The following is a 16957-nucleotide window of genomic DNA, read 5'->3' on the forward strand; positions in this document are numbered from 1 at the left end:
ACCCAGCAGGTCTCCCCGGGGTCGCAGGCAGGTCAGGTCCCGGGAAATCGCGGCGGCCGCTTCGCGATGAACGCCGCGACGCCCTCGCGGAAATCGGGCGAAGCCGCACAGGCGAGGAAGCTCTCGGCCTCCGCCGCGAGCTGATCGGGGAAGCTCCGCGCGAAGGAGGCGCGGAGCAGGCGCTTCATTGCCCCGCAGGCGACGAGGGAGCCGGCCGCGAGGCGCTCGGCCAGGGCCTCGACCGCGGCGGGAAATTCGTCGGCCGGCACGACGCGGTTGACGAGGGAGAGGCGCTGCGCCTCGGCGGCGTCGATCACCGGGTTGAGGAGCGCGATCTCCATCGCCTTGCGCAGGCCCACCACCCGTGGCAGCGAACAGCTCGCCCCGCCATCGGCGGAGGTGCCCAGCCGCGTATAGGCGAGGGTCAGGCGCGCGTCGTCGGCCGCGATCACGAGGTCGGCGGCCAGCATCAGGCTGACGCCGGCGCCCGCCACCGCGCCGTGGATCGCGGCCAGCACCGGCTTGTCGCAGGTTGCGAGGATCTGGAGCGCCTCGTGCAAAGCCGCGATGATGGCGGCGATCCGGTCCTCGGCCGCGGCGCCGTCGGCCAGGAAGGTCGCGACGTCGCCGCCCGCCATGAAGGCGCGCCCGGCGCCCCGCATCACCACGACCCGGACCGCCTCGTCGGCCGCCGCCGTCCGGACGGCGGCGAGAAAAAGGTCTGCCGTCGCGAGATCGAGCGCGTTCAGCACCGCCGGCCGGTCGAAGGTCAGGAATGCCGCGGCACCGCGGCGCTCGACGCGGAGCGACACGGCGTCACCGGACACGGGCGTCCTCCGGCCTCTCGGCCTCGTCGGACCAGCCGAGGCCGGCATACTGCGCCCGCAGCTCGCGCTTGAGCAGCTTGCCGGCGGTGTTGCGGGGCAGGTCCTCCTGGAACAGGATGCGCTTGGGCACCTTGAACGGCGCCAGCCCGGCGCGGCAATGGGCGATCAAGTCGTCGGCGCTGGCGTCGGTGCCCGGCCGCATCACGACCACGGCGGTGACCGCCTCGATCCATTTCGGGTGCGGCAGGGCGATCACCGCCACCTCCGAGACGCTCGGGTGGGTGAACAGCACCTCCTCGACCTCCCGGCTCGCCACGATGGTGCCGCCGGTCTTGATCACGTCCTTCACCCGGTCCACCACCGTGATGTAGCCGGCCTCGTCCATCACCCCGACATCGCCCGAGTGGAACCAGCCGCCCCGGAACGCCTCGCGCGTCTCCTCCGGCTTGTCCCAGTACCCGGCCATCAGCTGGGGCGAGCGGTGGACAATCTCGCCGCGCTCGCCCACGGCCACGTCCTGCATCGCATCGTCGACGATCCGGGTCTCGACGTTGAAGACCGGGCGGCCGCAGGAGGCCGGGCGGGCGTCGTGCTCCTCGGGGCGCAGGACGGTGGCGAGGGGGGCGATCTCGCTCTGTCCGTAGCAGTTGTAGGGCTGCGCGCCCGGCAGGCGCGCCCGCAGCTCCTCCAGCACCGGCACCGGCATGATCGAGGCGCCGTAATAGACGTGGCGCAGGCACGTCAGGTCGCGGGTGCCGAAATCGGGGTGGCGCAGCAGGCTGATCCAGACCGTCGGGGGTGCGAAGAACGAGGTGAGGCGGTGCTCCTCGATCAGCCGCAGGCAGGTCTCAGGGACCGGCGCCTCGATCAGCACCGTCTCGGCCCCGGCGAGGAGCTGGGGCATGGTGAAGGCGTGCATCTGCGCGGTGTGGTAGAGCGGCAGGGCCGCGAGCGCCCGGTCGCCCGGGCCGAAATCGAGGGCGAGGATGCAGCTGAGATACTCGGCGAGGAGCCCCCGGCTCGTCATCATGGCGCCCTTCGGCGCCGCGGTCGTGCCCGAGGTGTAGAGGAGCTGCACCACGTCCCCATCCTCGATGGCGACCTCGACCGGCTCGCCCTCGCCCTCGGCCAGGCCCGCGGCCTCCGCGAGGCCCAGCACGTCGAGGCCGGTGCCGCCGAACAGGGTGCCGAACCAGGGGCCGGTCCCCTCGCCGAGCGCGGTCCGGGCGTTGCCCTCGAGGGCCGGATCGACGATCAGCGCCCGGGCGCCCGACTGCTCGACGATGTAGCGCAGCTCGCGGCCGGTGAGCGCGTAATTGACCGGGACGTGGATGATCCCGGCGCGGGCGCAGGCGAGCCAGAGGATCAGGTAGGCGTCCGAGTTGCGCCCGAGTGCCCCGAGCCGGTCGCCGCGGGTGAGCCCCGCCGCGATCAGGCCGCGGGCGACCCGGTCGACGGCACGGTCGAGGGCGGCAAAGCTCCAGCGCCGGCCGGCGAAGGACAGGGCGTTGCGCTCGCGGTGGCGCCGGGCCGTGCGGCGCAGGGCGTCCGAGATCGTGTCGCGCCGGGCGCGCAGGGCCTCGTGCCCGGCGGGCGCTCCATCGGCTCCCCTTGCGTCTCCCGTCGCGGCTTCGTTGGCGGCTGCCATCGCGGCTCCTCCTGGTGTCGTCATGTCCGCTCCTCGTCGACGCGCCGCGCGGCCCGGGCTCCCGGGACGATGGTCGTCCCGGCGGCCGGACCGCGCGGCGAGGATTTTTTGAAGTCGCGCGACGCGCCCAGCTACTGCGACCGGGCGACGAGGCGGCACTGGCTCTCGGCGAGGGGGCGGAAGGCCTGCTCCGGCGGGATCGCGGCGACCAGCTTGTAGATGTCGTTCCGGTTCCTGGATTCGGCCGGGGCCTTCACCTGGAACAGGTACATCGTGTGCAGCTTGCGGCCGTCCTCGCGGATGCTGCCGGTTCCGAAGACCGGATCGTCGGTCGGCATCGCCTTCATCCTGGCGAGGACGGCCCCGGTCTCCGTGGTGCCGGCCGCCTGCACGGCCTTGAGGTAGTGGAGGACGGACGAGTAGACGCCGGCCTGGACCGAGGTCGGGGTGCGGCCCTGATAGGCGCGGGCGAAGCGCTCGGCGAAGTCCCGGGTCCTGTCGTTGAGGTCGGAATAGTAGGCTTCGGTGAGGACGAGGCCCTGCGCCACCTCGAGCCCGATGGCCTGGATGTCGCTGGAGAAGACCAGGAGGCCGGCGAGCTTCTGGCCGCCCTGCGTGAGGCCGAACTCCTTGGCCTGCTTGATGGCGTTGATGGTGTCGCCGCCGGCATTGGCGAGCCCCACCACCTTGGCGCCCGAGCCCTGCGCCTGGATCAGGAACGACGAGAAGTCCTGGCCGGGGAACGGATGGCGCACCCTGCCGACGACCTTGCCGCCGGCCTGCTGCACCACCGCCTCGGTGTCGCGCTCCAGCGCGTGGCCGAAGGCATAGTCGGCGGTAACGAAGAACCACGTGTCGTGGCCCGCACGGACCATCGCGCCGCCGGTGCCCCGGCTCAGCGCGTAGGTGTCGAAGGTACAGTGGATGGTGTTGGGCGAGCAGGCCTTGCCGGTCAGGTCCGAGGTCCCGCCGCCGGAGACCAGCAGGATCTTGTTCTTCTCGCGGGTGATCTCGTTCACCGCCAGCGCGACCGACGAGGTCGGCACGTCGACGATGACGTCGACACCCTCCTTGTCGTACCAGGTGCGGGCGACGTTGGCGCCGATATCGGGCTTGTTCTGGTGGTCGGCGCCGACGACCGTGACCTCGATGCCCTTCTCGCGGGCCTTGAAGTCCTCGACCGCCATCCGGGCGGCCGCCGCCGATCCTTCCCCGGTGATGTCGGCGTAGAGGCCGGACCGGTCGTTCAGCACGCCGATCTTGGTCCTGATCTGCGCCTGCGCCTCAGCGGCGCTCATCGCGCCGATGAGGCCGACGACGATGGCCTTCCAGGGGCTCATGTGACTCCTCCCGCCGCGCGCGCCTGGCTTGGTGCGGCCCGCTTCGGCTCCAGTGGCGTTTCCGGTGGCTCTGGTCTTTTCTTGGTGTGGTGATTGAATTCGGAGTCGGGTTATCCCGATGCCGGATCCTCCTGCCGTGGATTGCTTGGCGTTGCGCGCGCAATACTGGCAGAGATCGGCCCGGATCGCGTCTCAAGCATACCTGCCATGCATTCCCGGGCAGGACCGTAGCTGGCACCCCATCCTGCGTCAACGACCGCACCGGGTTCATCTTTCGGCTGAGACGCCGTGCACGGCGGATCCCGGAATCGACCTGAAAGATCGTCGGGGCAGGCGGGATTGCGGGCGCGTCGCTGACGCCCCAGCGCCGGGAAGGTCGCTGCCGCCGCGCAGGGCCCCAAAAGGCTGGCGGTCCGATCGAAGCGATGGACGGGAGCGGGCCAGCCGTGCCGACGAACCGCGTCAGGCAGCCGCCGACGCTTTCTTCAGCCTTGTGCGAAGTGGCGCGCCCGAAAGGATTCGAACCTCTGACCCCCAGATTCGTAGTCTGGTGCTCTATCCAGCTGAGCTACGGGCGCCCGATCGAAGGCAGAGCCCTCGATGATGCCAGGCGCAATGCAGCGTCGCCGCTCACACCACGCCCTGACCGACACTGCAAGAATGGCGCGCCCGAAAGGATTCGAACCTCTGACCCCCAGATTCGTAGTCTGGTGCTCTATCCAGCTGAGCTACGGGCGCCCGATCGAAGGCAGAGCCCTCGATGATGCCAGGCGCAATGCAGCGTCGCCGCTCACACCACGCCCTGACCGACACTGCAAGAATGGCGCGCCCGAAAGGATTCGAACCTCTGACCCCCAGATTCGTAGTCTGGTGCTCTATCCAGCTGAGCTACGGGCGCCTGACCGGGGGAGCGGTGCCGCCCCGCCGGTGGAGGTGGGATCTAAGGGGTTCGCCCCGGCTTGGCAACCCAAAAACGTGGCAACCCTGAAAACGCCGGCAGGAGGGGCCGCCGATGGACGGCCCCTCCCCGTCTCAGAAGCCCGCCTGGGTGACGAACTTGGTGTTGAGGTAGGCCTCGATCGCCTCCGAGCCGCCCTCGCTGCCGTAACCCGAATCCTTCACGCCGCCGAAGGGCGTCTCCGGCAGGGCGATGCCGTGGTGGTTGATCGACATCATGCCGCTCTCCACCCGCGTGGCGAGCTTGGTGGCGGTCTCGGCCGAGCGGGTATAGGCGTAGGCGGCCAGGCCGTAGGGCAGGCGGTTGGCCTCCGCGAAGGCCTCCTCGTCGTCCGAGAAGCGCTGGATCGCGGCGATCGGCCCGAACGGCTCCTCGTTCATGATCCGGGCGTCGAGCGGCACCTCGGTGAAGATTGTGGGCTCGAAGAAGTTGCCCTGGTTGCCGATGCGCTTGCCGCCGGTGCGCAGGCGCGCGCCCTTCTGCTCGGCATCGGCCACGAAGCCCTCCATCGCCTCGATGCGGCGGCCATGGGCGAGCGGGCCCATCTTCACGCCCTCCTCCAGGCCGTTGCCGACCTTGAGGTCGCGGGAGAAGCCGATGAAGCCGTCCACGAAGGCATCGAAGACCGAATCGTGGACGAGGAAGCGGGTCGGCGCGACGCAGACCTGGCCGGCATTGCGGTACTTGTTGGCGCCGAGCACCTGCACGGCCTTGGTCACGTCGGCATCGCGGAAGACGATCGCCGGGGCGTGGCCGCCGAGCTCCATCGTGGCGCGCTTCATGTGCTTGCCGGCAAGCGCCGCGAGCTCCTTGCCGATCGCGGTCGAGCCCGTGAAGGTGATCTTGCGGATCACCGGGTGCGGGATCAGGTAGGAGGAGATCTCCGCCGGGTCGCCGTAGACGAGGCCGAGCACGTCGCCCGGCACGCCGGCATCGAGCAGGGCCTGGATCAGGGCGGTGCAGCTCGCCGGCGTGTCCTCGGGCCCCTTGAGGATCACCGAGCAGCCGGTGCAGAGGGCGGCCGCGACCTTGCGCACTGCCTGGTTGATCGGGAAGTTCCACGGCGTGAACGCCGCGACCGGGCCGACCGGCTCGCGGATGACGAGCTGCATCACGCCCTCGGCCCGCGGCGGGATCACCCGGCCGTAGGCGCGCCGGCCCTCTTCCGCGAACCAGTCCATGGTGTCGGCGCCGCCGAGCACCTCCATCTTGGCTTCCGCCAGCGGCTTGCCCTGCTCGAGGGTCATGATCCGGGCGATCGCGTCGACCCGCTCCCGCATCAGGTTGGCGGCCTTGCGCAGCACCTTGCTGCGCTCGAAGGCCGAGACCTTGCGCCAGGCCTTGAAGCCGCGGTCGGCGGCCTCGAGGGCCTCGTCGAGGTCCTGGCGGGTCGCGACGGCGAGCTGGCTCAGGGTCTCGCCCGTCGCCGGGTTGAGGATCGGCAGGGTCTGGCCGCTGGCGCCGTTGCGCCACTCGCCTGCGATGTGGAGCTTCACGTCTGGGAACATCGGGGGCTCATCCTCGTGCCGAAAAGGGACCGCCCGTACTTAAGGCAGTCCTCCCCGGCGAGACAGGCTGCGCCGTGCAATACTCGACCCTCGTGAGAGCATTCGCGGGGCCGAGCCGGCGCGCCCCTGCCGCCGTCAGCGCGAGCCGATGGCGCGGGCGATGTCCTCGAACCGCTGCTGCGTCGCGCCGATCTGGCCGTAGACGTTCTGGCGCGTGCACGCCGTGACCGTCATGCCGTAGTAGAACATGCCGGAGTCGCGCTGCCCGCGGCAGTCGAGGTAGTTCGGCAGCACGAAGATCGAGAACATCACGAGGGCGAAGAGGCCGAACTTCAGAAACAGCTTCACCGGCCAGGGCAGGTACGAGAAGGCGCGCTCCTTCTTGTACTCCGCCGGCGCACTCGTGACGACGATCCGGACGTCGCCGCGCTCGTGGTCGAAGCCGCGGTCCACCCCTCGATTCATGCCGCGGTCGAGACGTTCGATCCCGCTCACCCGGTTCTGCCCGTGCATCCCCTGTCCCCCAAATCCCGCATCACGGTCGCGGATCGTGCGGATCATCTCGCCGCAACCGGATTAAATTTTCGTACCCCGCGATGGTTGTACTCTCGGTACCGCGGCGCTTGCCTGAAAAAGTCTTTACCTTGCGGCAGAAGCGGTTGGGCACAATGCATCACGCGGCGCGCGCCGGTGCTCCGGCATGCGCCCGCGCCCGTCCCGGCGGCCTTGCAACCGGCACAAGGGTCCCGCCCCAACGGGCGTTCCTCCAAGACTTCGGGCCGCCCGCGATGGCGGCTTTTTTCTGTCCCGGGCGGATGGATCGACGGCGCGTGCGGCCGGTCAGAGCACGACGTGACGGCCGAAGGTCTCGGGCCGGAACGGCAGCCGGAAGGTGACCGCGAATCCGGTCTCAAGGTGGCGCACCACGGTGGCGCGGCGCTTGCCGACGGTGACCGCCTCGCCGACCGCCGGCTTGTCGTCCACCGCGATCGCCGCGCCCGACATCGAGATGTCGATGACCGTCCCGGGCAGGACCTGGCCGTCGGCGCGGCGCACCTCGACGGCGCGCTGGGTCGGCACGATGCGCGGGTCGCTGCGCTGGTCGGCCCGCCCGCTCGCCTGGCCGGCGAGCCAGTCGAGGCGTGCGGCAAAGCGGGCCCGGCGCTCTGGCCCGACCTCCACCGCGAGGGTGAAGCCGTCCGACGAGATCGACCGGATCGCCCCCGCCACCGGCCCGACATCGTCGAGGTAGAGCGTGACGGGATCACCCAGGAGGCCGCTCTCGGGCGCCAGCACCTCGATCGCCGACAGCGAGAGGCTGCGGGTCTCGCAGGCATGCTCCACCCCGCCCGGCAGCAGGTAGCGCCCGCTGACCCGGATCTGGATCGGCCGGGTTCCCGGTTCCGGTTCGGGCTGAATATGCAACTTCAAGGCGTCTGCCACGATCATGCTGGTGTGTCACGGTAGCATTGCCCGGACCCGTGCGCGCCGCAAGGCTGTGGGATGCTCCCCCGGCATCTTCCGACGGGAGGCTTAATGCGGCGTGCATGGGATCGGCGCGATCGCGTGTCCACGGGCGGTTGCATGCCGGGCGAGCGCAGGAGCGGCCCGGGGCAAATGACCGCGGACGGACCCGCATCGCCCGGTCGACTCCCTGCGCTGACCGCAATCCGGCCCGGGCGCCGAAAGGTCGTCTCCCGCACGGCGCCGCCCTGCAAGGCTCATCGATGCGTGACGGCATGCTGCGTTTCCGGATGACCGGCCAACGAGCCCCCTGTCTCGTCAAATTCGAGCGACGGAATTGGTACCGGGTTCGCAGCTTTCTGCTCAGCTGCGCAAGGACTCACGAAGCAAGCGAGGCGCGCATGATGGGAGCACAGGAAGCGGAGGACCGGCTCGTGGCGCTCGAGGCGCTGACCACCGGGCTGATCCGGACGCTCCGCGGCGCAGGGGTGCTGCAGGAGGAGCAGGTCGGCGCGCTGCTCGACCGGGTGGAGGAGGCGATGACCGGGCAGCCGGGCGCCACCTTCGCGGCCCAGCAGCTCGCCGCGGCGGCCGACCCGCAGGGCCCCTTCCCGGGCCTCGGCGACACGCCGCCGGAGGCCCATCTCTGCGCCAGCTTCCGCCGGATCCTGTACGGGCAGGAGGCTGGCGCCCCGTGGTGACGGCGCGGCCTGGTGCTCGCTATTCGGCCGCGAAAAGGCCGGCGGGCTCCTCCGCGCCGCCCTTCGGGTTGCCGGGGGCGGTCTCGCAGCCGAGCGCCGGCAGGGCGACGACGCGGTTGCCGCGGAAATCGGTGCGGCACACCGCGGCCCCGCGGCTCTCGACATAGGCGAGCAGCCGCCGCGCCCGGCCCGGCGAGCGCGAGCCGATGGCGCGGGCGAGGGCGTCGTCGGAGGGGCACGGCGCCCCGGCCCGGGCGGCGCGGGCCAGCAGCAGGAAGAGACCCTGCACCTCCTCGGGCAGGCCGGCGCAGGCCGCCATCACGGCATCGGCCTCCGCGCCCTCGGCCGCCTCGCCCTCGACGCCGGCCCGCGCGATGGCGAGGCGGCGGCGGAAGCGGCCGAGATCGAGCGGCTCGCCCGGCAGCCGCCGCATCCGGCAGCGCACCAGGAAGTCCTGGTAGAGCACCGCGATCGGGTGGTGGGCGGCGTCCGGGTCGGCGGCGATCTCGCGCAGGATCTCGGCCAGCACCGCGTCGCGCTCCGCCTCGCCCATGCTCGGGGGCGCCTCGACCGGCTCGGGCGGGCGGTACTGGGCGAGCTGCTGCAGGAGGTCGGCCGGCGTCGGCCGCGGCGCGGGCCGCGGGGCCGGAGCCCAAGCCGCCTCGCCCTCGGACGGCGTCAGGATCAGCTCGCGCAGATCGTCGCCGGCGGCCGGGCTCGGCAAAGGCACGAGCTTGGGGCTCGACGAGCGGGCCGAGGTCGCGACCGGCCCGATGGCGATCGGCAGCGGGCGCTTCGACAAGGCCGGTCCGAGCGCGATGAAGTGGCCGCGCTCGAGATCGCGGAAGCTCTCCGCCTGGCGCCGCTCGAGGCCGAGGAGGTCGGCGGCGCGGGCCATGTCGATGTCGAGGAAGGTGCGGCCCATCAGGAAGTTCGACGCTTCCGCCGCGACGTTCTTGGCGAGCTTGGCGAGGCGCTGCGTCGCGATGATGCCGGCCAAGCCCCGCTTGCGGCCGCGGCACATCAGGTTGGTCATCGCGCCGAGCGAGGCCTTGCGGGCCTCGTCCGAGACCTCGCCGGCGGCGGCGGGCGCGAAGAGCTGCGCCTCGTCGACCACGACCAGCACCGGGTACCAGTGATCGCGCTCGGCCTCGAACAGGCCGCCGAGGAAGGCCGCCGCGGCGCGCATCTGCGCCTCGACGTCGAGGTTCTCGAGCGTCAGCACCACCGAGACCCGGTGCGCGCGGACCCGCGCGGCGATGCGCTGCAGGTCGGCCTCGCCGTGGTCGCCCTCCACCACCACGTGGCCGTGGGCCCCGCTCAGGGTGACGAAGTCGCCCTCGGGGTCGATCACGACCTGCTGCACGTGCGGCGCGCTCTGCTCCAGGAGCCGGCGCAGGAGGTGCGACTTGCCCGAGCCGGAATTGCCCTGGACCAGGAGGCGGGTCGCCAGCAGCTCCTCCAGGTCGAGGGCGGCCGGCCGGCCGCCGCTCGCCACCCCCATCTCGACGCTGATCGTCATCTCGGCTCCCTGCGATGCCGGGACTCGTAACACGGCCGCAGCAGCCTCGATCCGCGTCCGCGCCAGAGGTCCACAGGCCATTCGCGTCAGCCGGAGACGAGCGCCCGCGACCCCTCCCCCAGCCGCTCCAGCATCCGCAGGCGCCAGGCCTCGACCGGATCGTCGGGCTCGAGGAGGGCCTGCACGCTGACGCCGCGGGCCCACAGGAAGGCGCCCATCACGGCGTGATCGGCATAGAGCGGGCTCTCGCCGCCCAGGAAGGGCTGGCTCCGCAGCACCGCCCGGACCGGCGAGAGCGTGCGCCGCAGGGTGACGCGCTGCGCCTCCGGATCGGGGCAGACCGCCTCGAGGGGCTTGCGGAAGCGCGCCTCGCGGCTCTCGCGGAAATAGCGCCGGTTCGGCTCGTCGAGGTGGCGGTGGATGTCGAGGAGGAGGAGCGGCACCAGGGCCGGGTGCAGCACCTGGTCGGTCCAGGCGATGGAAAACCGCGTGAGCGCCGCCCCTGCCGCCCCGCCGAACAGCGACGGGCGGTCCGGGTAGGCCGCCTCCAGGTGAGCGGCGATGACCGAGGATTCGGCGATGGCCTGCCCGTCCTCGACCAGCACCGGCACCTTGTCGGAGCCCGAGAACGCAATCGCGTCGGTCTCGACGAAGCGCCAGGGCCGGCCCTCGAAGGCGAGGCCCTTGTGCTCGAGGGCGAGGCGGATGCGCCAGCAGAACGGGCTGAAGCGCCGGTCCGGGTCGGCGGCGGCGAGTTCGTAGAGCACGCGGGTCAAGGGCTTCCTCCGGCTGCGCCGTCGCCTTCGAGGGGCGGCTTTCGGCCTTGCTGCGGATCATGGTGGCGGCGAGCCGCGGCGACAACGCCCGGCTCTTATCCCCAGGGGGCCGGCGCTGCCGTTTGGTGCCGGCGGCGGGCGCCATTATGGGACTTTTTGCAAGACCGGATCACGAGACACGAGCAGGACCCGCATGCCGAAGGAGGCCCGACCCAGGCCCAAGCTCGAGGGCGTCGCCTCGGCCGAGCGGGTGCTCACCGTGCTGACCGCGTTCCAGCGCGGCGACGACGCCCTCGAACTGTCCGAGCTCGCCCGGCGCACGTCGCTGGTGAAGAGCACCATCATGCGGCTGTGCATCTCGCTGGAGAAATTCGACCTGATCGAGCGTCTCGACGACGGGCGCTACCGCCTCGGCGTCGAGGCGGCGCGGATCGGCTCGGTCTACCAGCAATCCTTCGCCCTCGAGGAGCGGGTCGTCCCGGTACTGGAGCGGCTCGCCGCCGAGTCGCTCGAGACCGCCTCGTTCTACATCCGCCGGGGCAACCAGCGGCTCTGCCTGTTCCGGGCCGATTCGCCCTCGCCCCTGCGCATGAACGTCCGGCCCGGGGACATGCGGCCGATGGACCGCTCGGCCATCGCCCAGGTGCTGTCGGCCTTCGGCGACCGGGCGGGCGGGCAGGCGGCGCCGGCCGAGCTGCCGATCTACACCGCGGGCATCACCGATCCGCACGTGGCGTCCCTGGCGATGCCGGTCTTCGGGGCCGGGCGCCGGCTGATCGGCGCGCTCGCGCTCTCCGGTCCGGTCTCGCGCCTCACCGCGGAGCAGGCCGGCACCTTCGCGCCGCGGTTGCGGGAGGCCGCCGAGCGCCTCTCGGCCGAGCTAGGGGCGCAGCTCTGAGGCCAAGCAGCTCTCGGGCCAAGCAGCTCTGAGGCCAAGCAGCTCTGAGGCCAAGAGGCGGCATCGCTCGCGCCGCGCGCGTCACATCCCGGAGGCTGCCACCCGCGCCGGTCTTGCCTTCTCACCGGTCTTCTCGGCGGAGCGGATCGCCTTCCAGGCGTTGGGCTGGGACACGAAGGCGCGCAGCGCCGTGACGTTCTGGGCCGCCTCGGCCGGGCCGAGATCGCGGGTCAGCACCTGCTCGGCCTCGCCGAAGCGGCCCTGCAGCCCGAGCACCAGGGCGAGGTTCTGGCGCACCCGTCCGTCGGCCCTCGGGTCGTTGCTCGCCTGGCGCAGGGTCGATTCGGCCTCCGGCAGGCGCTTGGCCAGCGCGTAGGACAGGCCGAGATTCGACATGACCGCCGGCTCGCCGGGCACGATCTTGAGCGCGGCCTCGTAGTAGCGCTGGGCCAGGGCGTGGTCGCCCATCTGGTCGGCCACCGCGCCCTGCGCCGAGAGCACGCGCCAGTCCGGGTTGGCGGGCGAATGGGCGTTGCGCAGGACCTCCGCGGCCTCGGCGAAGCGGCCGATCTCGGCCAGGCTCTTGCCATAGGCGGCGAGCACCGCCGGGTTCTTCGGGTTGCGCAGCGCCGTCTGCTGCAAGACCGCGGCGGCCTGGGCGCCCTGGTCGGTGGCGCGCAGCGCCTGTGCGTAGGCCATCGCCACGCCGACATCGTCCTGGTTCTTCTCGTAGCGCGCGGCAAGGCGCCCGACGTCGCGCCGGGCGGTGTCGGCCGGCGCGCTGGCGTCGATCGAGCCGGTGGTGAGGGGCGAGCGCGACAGGCAGCCCGAGGCCATCAGCGCCACCACCCCGGCGGCGGCGAGCCGCCGCAGGGAATTCGGGCGGACGGGACGGGTCTCGACGGTCGCGGGCATCGGCCACTCCAGGGACGGGCCTGGGACGTGTCTTCCCGCTCCCCTCGGCCCTCATGCCCCGGTGATAGGTCGTTAACCCTAATCCGGCGTTAACGCCGGGGGGTACCGGAGGGCGTCGCCTTCGGGGCCGGGGCTTTGTCCGCCGCGCCGCCCCGGTCGGTGCCGACCCCGTGGCGGCTCGGCGTCACCGCCTCTCCGGCGTGACGGCTGCCGTCCTCGATGCCGATGGTCTCGCGCCGCTCGAGCGGGTTGATGGGCTTCTTCTCCTCGGCCATGGCGGGCTCCCTGTCGGTCCGTGCCGATCCTGTTGCCCGGGGTGACGCGTGAGCTCCCCGGGGGTTCCCGGGAGCGCGGTGCGCGGCCATTGACAACCGGTCCGTCCAGGCTCGATCCGTCCTGTCTCCCCTCCGCCCGTCCGCGGGCCCGCCGTAACGGCAAGGTGAAAGGATCCTCGCGTGACCACGCTCCTGCCCGCGACCGAGGACGGCGCCATTCCGATCCTGTGCGTCGATGCCGCCGGCTGGCCTTCTGTCATGGCGAACCTGCCGCCCGTCGCCGCCGCCTTTGCGCAGGCGAGCGGGTTCGAGGCCAAGCCCGGCCGGATCGTCCTGCTGCCGGGGCCGGACGGGACGCTGGCGGCGGTCCTGTTCGGGATCGAGCCCGAGGGCGGGCGGGCCGACCCGTTCGCGGTCGGGCGCCTGCCCGAGGCGCTGCCGGAGGGCACCTACCGGCTCGAGGGCCTGCCCGGGGACGCCGCCCTCGCGGCCCTGGCCTGGCGGCTCGCGGGCTACCGATTCGGCCGCTACCGCGAGCGGCCGGTGCCGAGGGCCCGGCTGGCGGTGCCGGCGGGCGTCGACGCCGAGGAGGTCGACCGCATCGCCGACGCGGTCGCGGCCGGCCGCGACCTCGTCAACACCCCGGCGAACGACCTCGGCCCGGCCGAGATCGAGGCGGCTTCACGCGCGCTCGCCGCGCGCTTCGGCGCCGCCTGCACGGTCGTGGCAGGCGACGACCTCGAGACCGGCTTCCCGCTGATCGCCGCGGTGGGCCGTGCCTCGCCGCGGGCGCCGCGCCTCATCGACCTGACCTGGGGCGACCCGCAGGCGCCGCGCGTGACGCTCGTGGGCAAGGGCGTGGTGTTCGACACCGGCGGCCTCGACCTCAAGCCGCCGGCCGCGATGCTTCTGATGAAGAAGGACATGGCCGGGGCCGCGGTGGCGCTCGCGGCGGCCGAGATGGTGATGGGGGCGGGCCTCCCGCTGCGCCTGCGCGTGCTGATCCCGACCGTCGAGAACGCGGTCGCGGGCGAGGCCTTCCGGCCCGGCGACGTGCTGCGCAGCCGGCGCGGGCTCACCGTCGAGATCGGCAACACCGACGCCGAGGGCCGGCTGATCCTGGCCGACGCGCTGTCGCTCGCCGACGAGGAGGCGCCCGAGCTGGTGTTCGACTTCGCCACCCTGACGGGCGCGGCCCGGACGGCGCTCGGCCCGGACCTGCCGGCCCTGTTCACCGAGGACGACGCCCTCGCGGCGGAACTCTCCGCCACCGGCCTCTCGGTCCACGATCCGGTCTGGCGCATGCCGCTCTGGGCGCCCTACGGCGCCCTGCTCGATTCGAAGGTCGCCGACCTCAACAACGTCTCGAGCGGGCCCTTCGCCGGGGCTGTGACGGCGGCGCTGTTCCTGCGCCGCTTCGTCTCGAAGGCCGCCGCCCACGTCCATCTCGACCTCTACGGCTGGAACCCGGGCACCAAGCCCGGCCGGCCGGAAGGCGGCGAGGTCCAGACCGCGCGCCTCGTCTACGCCCTCCTGAAGGCGCGCTACGCCGCACCCAAGGAAGACCGCTCCGCCTCGTAGGCCTCCCGCACCACCGCCTTGCCGTAGCGGCGCTCAAGGCGCCGCACGGTGAAGTGGCCCCGGGCGATGGCCTGGAAATGATCCATGAAGGCGGTGTTGACGGCCGCGCCCCCGAGGGCGCCGAGGACCGGCACCGCCTGGGCGGCGAGCTTCTGCGACACCACGCCCCCGAAGCGGGCGCCGACCTGGCCGGCGAAGCGCATCAGCGCCGGAGCGCTCTCGTCGACGAGGCCGCGCCCGGCGGCGTAGCGGGCCGCCTCCGACATCGCCTTGGCGAGCGCGCCGCGCACCGCGAAGTAGCCGCTCTCGGCCGCGGTGCCGGCGGGAGCGTCGGCCTGGCCGGGCCCGCGCCCGCCCAGCGCGAAGACCTGCATGCAGGCGAGCGCCGCTTCCGGGTCGGCGAGGTCCTCGCCCTCGCGCTGGGCGATCTCGGCGATCGAGCGCAGCATCAGGGTGGTGGAGAGCGGCAGCTCGACCGCGAGCGTCGTGATGCCGAAGGCGCCCCCGATGGCGCCCGAGACCGCCGCGAGCGCCTTGTGGCCGCGGTCGCCGGGCGGGAAGCGCTCGAGCAGCTCCATCGCCCGGGCGCGCCAGGACGGCGACAGGTCGGGCCCGAGGGGCGCGAGCGCCCCGGCCTCGGATCCCCGCTCCCCCGCCTTGCCCGGCAGGGTCGCGAGGGCGACGTGGAGCGCGCCCCGCATCGCCGTCTCGGTGGCGTGGCCGACCGCCTCCATCACCGGGACCGGCAGGGCGCGGCCGATCATGTCGAGGGGGGCGCCGGCCATGGCGGAGAGCCGGCCGGCGAGGCTCGGGCGCTCGAGCGCGGCGACCGCCCGGCGCAGGGATTCGCGGTCCTCCGGGCTCAGGGGCTCCGGCGCCCCGAGCGGGACGGGGGACGGGGCGGGCTCGACGGCGACGATCTCGGACACGGGCGCTCCCTCGCGGACACGGGCACTGGCCCGATAAAGCTGGGGCGGCCGGGGAGGGTTCCGCAAGGGGCGCGGAGCGTGTCCCGCGCGCCCGGCCCCGCTCAGGCCCGGGCCGGCACCTCCTCCACGGGGGCCGGAGCAGGGTCCACCTCCCCGGGCAGCAGCCTGAGGCCGAGGCAGAGCAGCGTCACCGGGATGCCGACGGCGGCGGTCAGGACGAAGAAGGTCGGGTAGCCGAGGGATTCCACGGCGAAGCCCGAGAGGCCGCCGACGAACTTGCCCGGCAGGGCGTAGAGCGAGGACAGGAGCGCGTACTGCGTCGCCGCGAAGGCCGGCGAGGTCAGGCTCGACATGTAGGCGATGAGCGCCGTGCCGGCGAAGGCGCCGGCAAAGTTGTCGATGCTGATGCTGGCCACCAGGAGCGGCAGGTCGTGGCCGGCGAGCGCCAGCCAGGCGAACATCAGGTTCGAGGCCGAGGCCGCGATCCCGCCGATCAGCAGCGCCGGGTAGAGGCCGAGCCGGCTCACCGCGATGCCGCCCGCGAAGGCCCCGGCAACGCCGATCCAGACGCCGTAGACCTTCGAGACCGTGGCGATCTCCGACAGGGTGAATTTCATGTCGATGTAGAGCGGGTTCGCCATGATGCCCGAGACGATGTCGGGCAGGCGGTAGACGGTGATCAGCGCCAGGATCAGGGCGAGGCCCGGGCCCTTGCGGCGCATGAGGTCGGTGAAGGGATCGACCACCGCCTCGCGCAGGGCCCGGCGCCAGCCGCGGTGCGCCGGACCCGCGGCCGCACCCTGGCCGGGATCCTGCGCCTGCGCCCGGGGCGCCGCGAGCGTGCCGGCGATCGCGAGGAGCATCAGGGCCGCCATGGTGCCGTAGGCCGGCGCCCACCCGAAGGCGTCGGCGACGAACAGCGCCCCGGCCCCGGCGCAGATGCGGGCGAGGCTGTAGCCGAGCTGGTAGGCCGCCAGCATCATGCCCTGGCGCTCGGTCGGGGCGGAATCGATGCGCCAGCCGTCGACCACGATGTCCTGCGTCGCCGACGCGAAGGCGATGACGAGGGCGCAGACCACCGTGTAGCCGAGGGAGGCGGCCGGATCGCCCCGGCTCATCGCGATCAGGCCCGCCGCCACGGCCAATTGCGACAGCAGCATCCAGGCCCGGCGCCGGCCGAGGAGCCGCGACAGGACCGGCAGGTCGACCCGGTCGATCACCGGGGCCCAGAGGAACTTCAGGGAGTAGGCGAGCGACACGTAGCTGAGGAGCCCGATGCTCGACCGCTCGATGCCGGCGCTGCGCAGCCAGGCCGACAAGGTGGCGAAGACGAGCAGGATCGGCAGGCCCGCCCCGAAGCCGAGCATCAGCATCAGGGCCATGCGGCGGTCCGCCGCCACGTCCCGCAGGGTGGCGCGGGTGCGGGCCAGCCAGCCCGCGCCCTCTCTCCCGGCCGTCGTCGTCATCGCGCTCCTCAAGGCTGCCGGCATCTCGGTCTCGATCGCGCCCGGCGCCAGCCGCACAGTCGACCCGAGGAAGTGGGCGGGATCATGATGGATGAAGGATTAACATTGCGTCCACCGAAGGTTAGGTTACCGGCGGGAACCCCACCGAC

Annotated in this window: 15 protein-coding genes and 3 tRNA genes; 3 read left to right on the forward strand and 15 right to left on the reverse strand. The window is 72.5% G+C overall.

Annotation, left to right across the window (positions count from 1 at the left end; all coding sequences use genetic code 11):
* Nucleotides 1-32: 32 nt before the first annotated feature.
* From EU555_RS11875 to EU555_RS11915, 9 genes are all read right to left on the reverse strand, one after another.
* Entirely contained in the window at nucleotides 33-827 is a 795-nt protein-coding gene (locus EU555_RS11875; protein WP_205820887.1) for an enoyl-CoA hydratase/isomerase family protein, read from the reverse strand.
* A complete protein-coding gene (locus EU555_RS11880; protein WP_135414843.1) occupies nucleotides 817-2475 on the reverse strand; it encodes an acyl-CoA synthetase in 1659 nt (552 codons plus the stop codon). The genes EU555_RS11875 and EU555_RS11880 overlap by 11 nt, the downstream gene beginning before the upstream one ends.
* Before the next feature lie 131 nt (nucleotides 2476-2606).
* On the reverse strand, nucleotides 2607-3815 hold the full coding sequence (locus EU555_RS11885) for an ABC transporter substrate-binding protein (protein ID WP_135414844.1): 1209 nt from the start codon (nucleotides 3813-3815) through the stop codon (nucleotides 2607-2609).
* Between the two features lie 501 nt (nucleotides 3816-4316).
* Nucleotides 4317-4393, reverse strand: a tRNA-Arg gene (locus EU555_RS11890).
* 83 nt (nucleotides 4394-4476) lie between these two features.
* Nucleotides 4477-4553 (reverse strand) — tRNA-Arg (locus EU555_RS11895).
* Nucleotides 4554-4636: 83 nt separating this feature from the next.
* A tRNA-Arg gene (locus EU555_RS11900) sits at nucleotides 4637-4713 on the reverse strand.
* A 134-nt stretch (nucleotides 4714-4847) separates the two neighbouring features.
* Nucleotides 4848-6281: an NAD-dependent succinate-semialdehyde dehydrogenase gene (locus tag EU555_RS11905; RefSeq protein ID WP_135414845.1), complete on the reverse strand. Its 1434-nt coding sequence runs from the start codon at nucleotides 6279-6281 to the stop codon at nucleotides 4848-4850.
* A 135-nt stretch (nucleotides 6282-6416) separates the two neighbouring features.
* Nucleotides 6417-6794: a hypothetical protein gene (locus tag EU555_RS11910; RefSeq protein WP_135414846.1), complete on the reverse strand. Its 378-nt coding sequence runs from the start codon at nucleotides 6792-6794 to the stop codon at nucleotides 6417-6419.
* A 327-nt stretch (nucleotides 6795-7121) separates the two neighbouring features.
* Nucleotides 7122-7730 (reverse strand): PilZ domain-containing protein, encoded by a 609-nt coding sequence (locus EU555_RS11915; RefSeq protein ID WP_135414847.1) that lies wholly within the window; start codon nucleotides 7728-7730, stop codon nucleotides 7122-7124.
* A 416-nt stretch (nucleotides 7731-8146) separates the two neighbouring features.
* Between EU555_RS11915 and EU555_RS11920 the strand changes: the two genes are divergently transcribed.
* Entirely contained in the window at nucleotides 8147-8446 is a 300-nt protein-coding gene (locus EU555_RS11920) for a hypothetical protein (protein WP_245524258.1), read from the forward strand.
* Between the two features lie 19 nt (nucleotides 8447-8465).
* Here the strand turns inward: EU555_RS11920 and EU555_RS11925 are convergent, their stop codons facing one another.
* Complete coding sequence (locus EU555_RS11925) at nucleotides 8466-9968, reverse strand: ATP-binding protein (RefSeq protein ID WP_135414848.1); 1503 nt, start codon at nucleotides 9966-9968, stop codon at nucleotides 8466-8468.
* 86 nt (nucleotides 9969-10054) lie between these two features.
* A complete protein-coding gene (locus EU555_RS11930) occupies nucleotides 10055-10744 on the reverse strand; it encodes a glutathione S-transferase family protein (RefSeq protein WP_135414849.1) in 690 nt (229 codons plus the stop codon).
* 193 nt (nucleotides 10745-10937) lie between these two features.
* Here EU555_RS11930 and EU555_RS11935 point away from each other — a divergent pair, with 193 nt between their 5' ends.
* On the forward strand, nucleotides 10938-11642 hold the full coding sequence (locus EU555_RS11935; RefSeq protein ID WP_135414850.1) for an IclR family transcriptional regulator: 705 nt from the start codon (nucleotides 10938-10940) through the stop codon (nucleotides 11640-11642).
* An 81-nt stretch (nucleotides 11643-11723) separates the two neighbouring features.
* Here EU555_RS11935 and EU555_RS11940 read toward each other — a convergent pair whose 3' ends face one another.
* Both EU555_RS11940 and EU555_RS11945 read right to left on the reverse strand, forming a co-directional pair.
* Nucleotides 11724-12557 carry a tetratricopeptide repeat protein gene (locus tag EU555_RS11940; RefSeq protein WP_135414851.1) on the reverse strand — a complete coding sequence of 278 codons (834 nt, stop codon included), beginning with the start codon at nucleotides 12555-12557 and terminating at the stop codon, nucleotides 11724-11726.
* An 89-nt stretch (nucleotides 12558-12646) separates the two neighbouring features.
* Nucleotides 12647-12832, reverse strand: coding sequence for a hypothetical protein (locus EU555_RS11945; RefSeq protein ID WP_135414852.1), 186 nt, complete (start codon nucleotides 12830-12832; stop codon nucleotides 12647-12649).
* 180 nt (nucleotides 12833-13012) lie between these two features.
* Here EU555_RS11945 and EU555_RS11950 point away from each other — a divergent pair, with 180 nt between their 5' ends.
* A complete protein-coding gene (locus tag EU555_RS11950; RefSeq protein WP_245524259.1) occupies nucleotides 13013-14413 on the forward strand; it encodes a leucyl aminopeptidase family protein in 1401 nt (466 codons plus the stop codon).
* Here the strand turns inward: EU555_RS11950 and EU555_RS11955 are convergent.
* Together EU555_RS11955 and EU555_RS11960 are read right to left on the reverse strand one after the other, a co-directional pair.
* Complete coding sequence (locus tag EU555_RS11955) at nucleotides 14377-15342, reverse strand: EcsC family protein (protein ID WP_135414853.1); 966 nt, start codon at nucleotides 15340-15342, stop codon at nucleotides 14377-14379. The genes EU555_RS11950 and EU555_RS11955 overlap by 37 nt on opposite strands.
* Nucleotides 15343-15443: 101 nt before the next feature.
* Nucleotides 15444-16808 (reverse strand): AmpG family muropeptide MFS transporter, encoded by a 1365-nt coding sequence (locus tag EU555_RS11960; RefSeq protein WP_135414854.1) that lies wholly within the window; start codon nucleotides 16806-16808, stop codon nucleotides 15444-15446.
* Nucleotides 16809-16957: the final 149 nt, after the last annotated feature.

The sequence above is a fragment of the Methylobacterium nonmethylotrophicum genome, from assembly GCF_004745635.1.
Taxonomy (GTDB): domain Bacteria; phylum Pseudomonadota; class Alphaproteobacteria; order Rhizobiales; family Beijerinckiaceae; genus Methylobacterium; species Methylobacterium nonmethylotrophicum.

Bases quoted from the DNA above. Each gene is read 5' to 3' on its own strand.
- EU555_RS11880 (WP_135414843.1), bottom strand. From the start codon at position 2,475: ATGGCAGCCGCCAACGAAGCCGCGACGGGAGACGCAAGGGGAGCCGAT.
- EU555_RS11885 (WP_135414844.1), bottom strand. From the start codon at position 3,815: ATGAGCCCCTGGAAGGCCATCGTCGTCGGCCTCATCGGCGCGATGAGC.
- EU555_RS11905 (WP_135414845.1), bottom strand. From the start codon at position 6,281: ATGTTCCCAGACGTGAAGCTCCACATCGCAGGCGAGTGGCGCAACGGC.
- EU555_RS11910 (WP_135414846.1), bottom strand. From the start codon at position 6,794: ATGCACGGGCAGAACCGGGTGAGCGGGATCGAACGTCTCGACCGCGGC.
- EU555_RS11915 (WP_135414847.1), bottom strand. From the start codon at position 7,730: ATGATCGTGGCAGACGCCTTGAAGTTGCATATTCAGCCCGAACCGGAA.
- EU555_RS11920 (WP_245524258.1), top strand. From the start codon at position 8,147: ATGATGGGAGCACAGGAAGCGGAGGACCGGCTCGTGGCGCTCGAGGCG.
- EU555_RS11925 (WP_135414848.1), bottom strand. From the start codon at position 9,968: ATGACGATCAGCGTCGAGATGGGGGTGGCGAGCGGCGGCCGGCCGGCC.
- EU555_RS11935 (WP_135414850.1), top strand. From the start codon at position 10,938: ATGCCGAAGGAGGCCCGACCCAGGCCCAAGCTCGAGGGCGTCGCCTCG.
- EU555_RS11940 (WP_135414851.1), bottom strand. From the start codon at position 12,557: ATGCCCGCGACCGTCGAGACCCGTCCCGTCCGCCCGAATTCCCTGCGG.
- EU555_RS11945 (WP_135414852.1), bottom strand. From the start codon at position 12,832: ATGGCCGAGGAGAAGAAGCCCATCAACCCGCTCGAGCGGCGCGAGACC.
- EU555_RS11960 (WP_135414854.1), bottom strand. From the start codon at position 16,808: ATGACGACGACGGCCGGGAGAGAGGGCGCGGGCTGGCTGGCCCGCACC.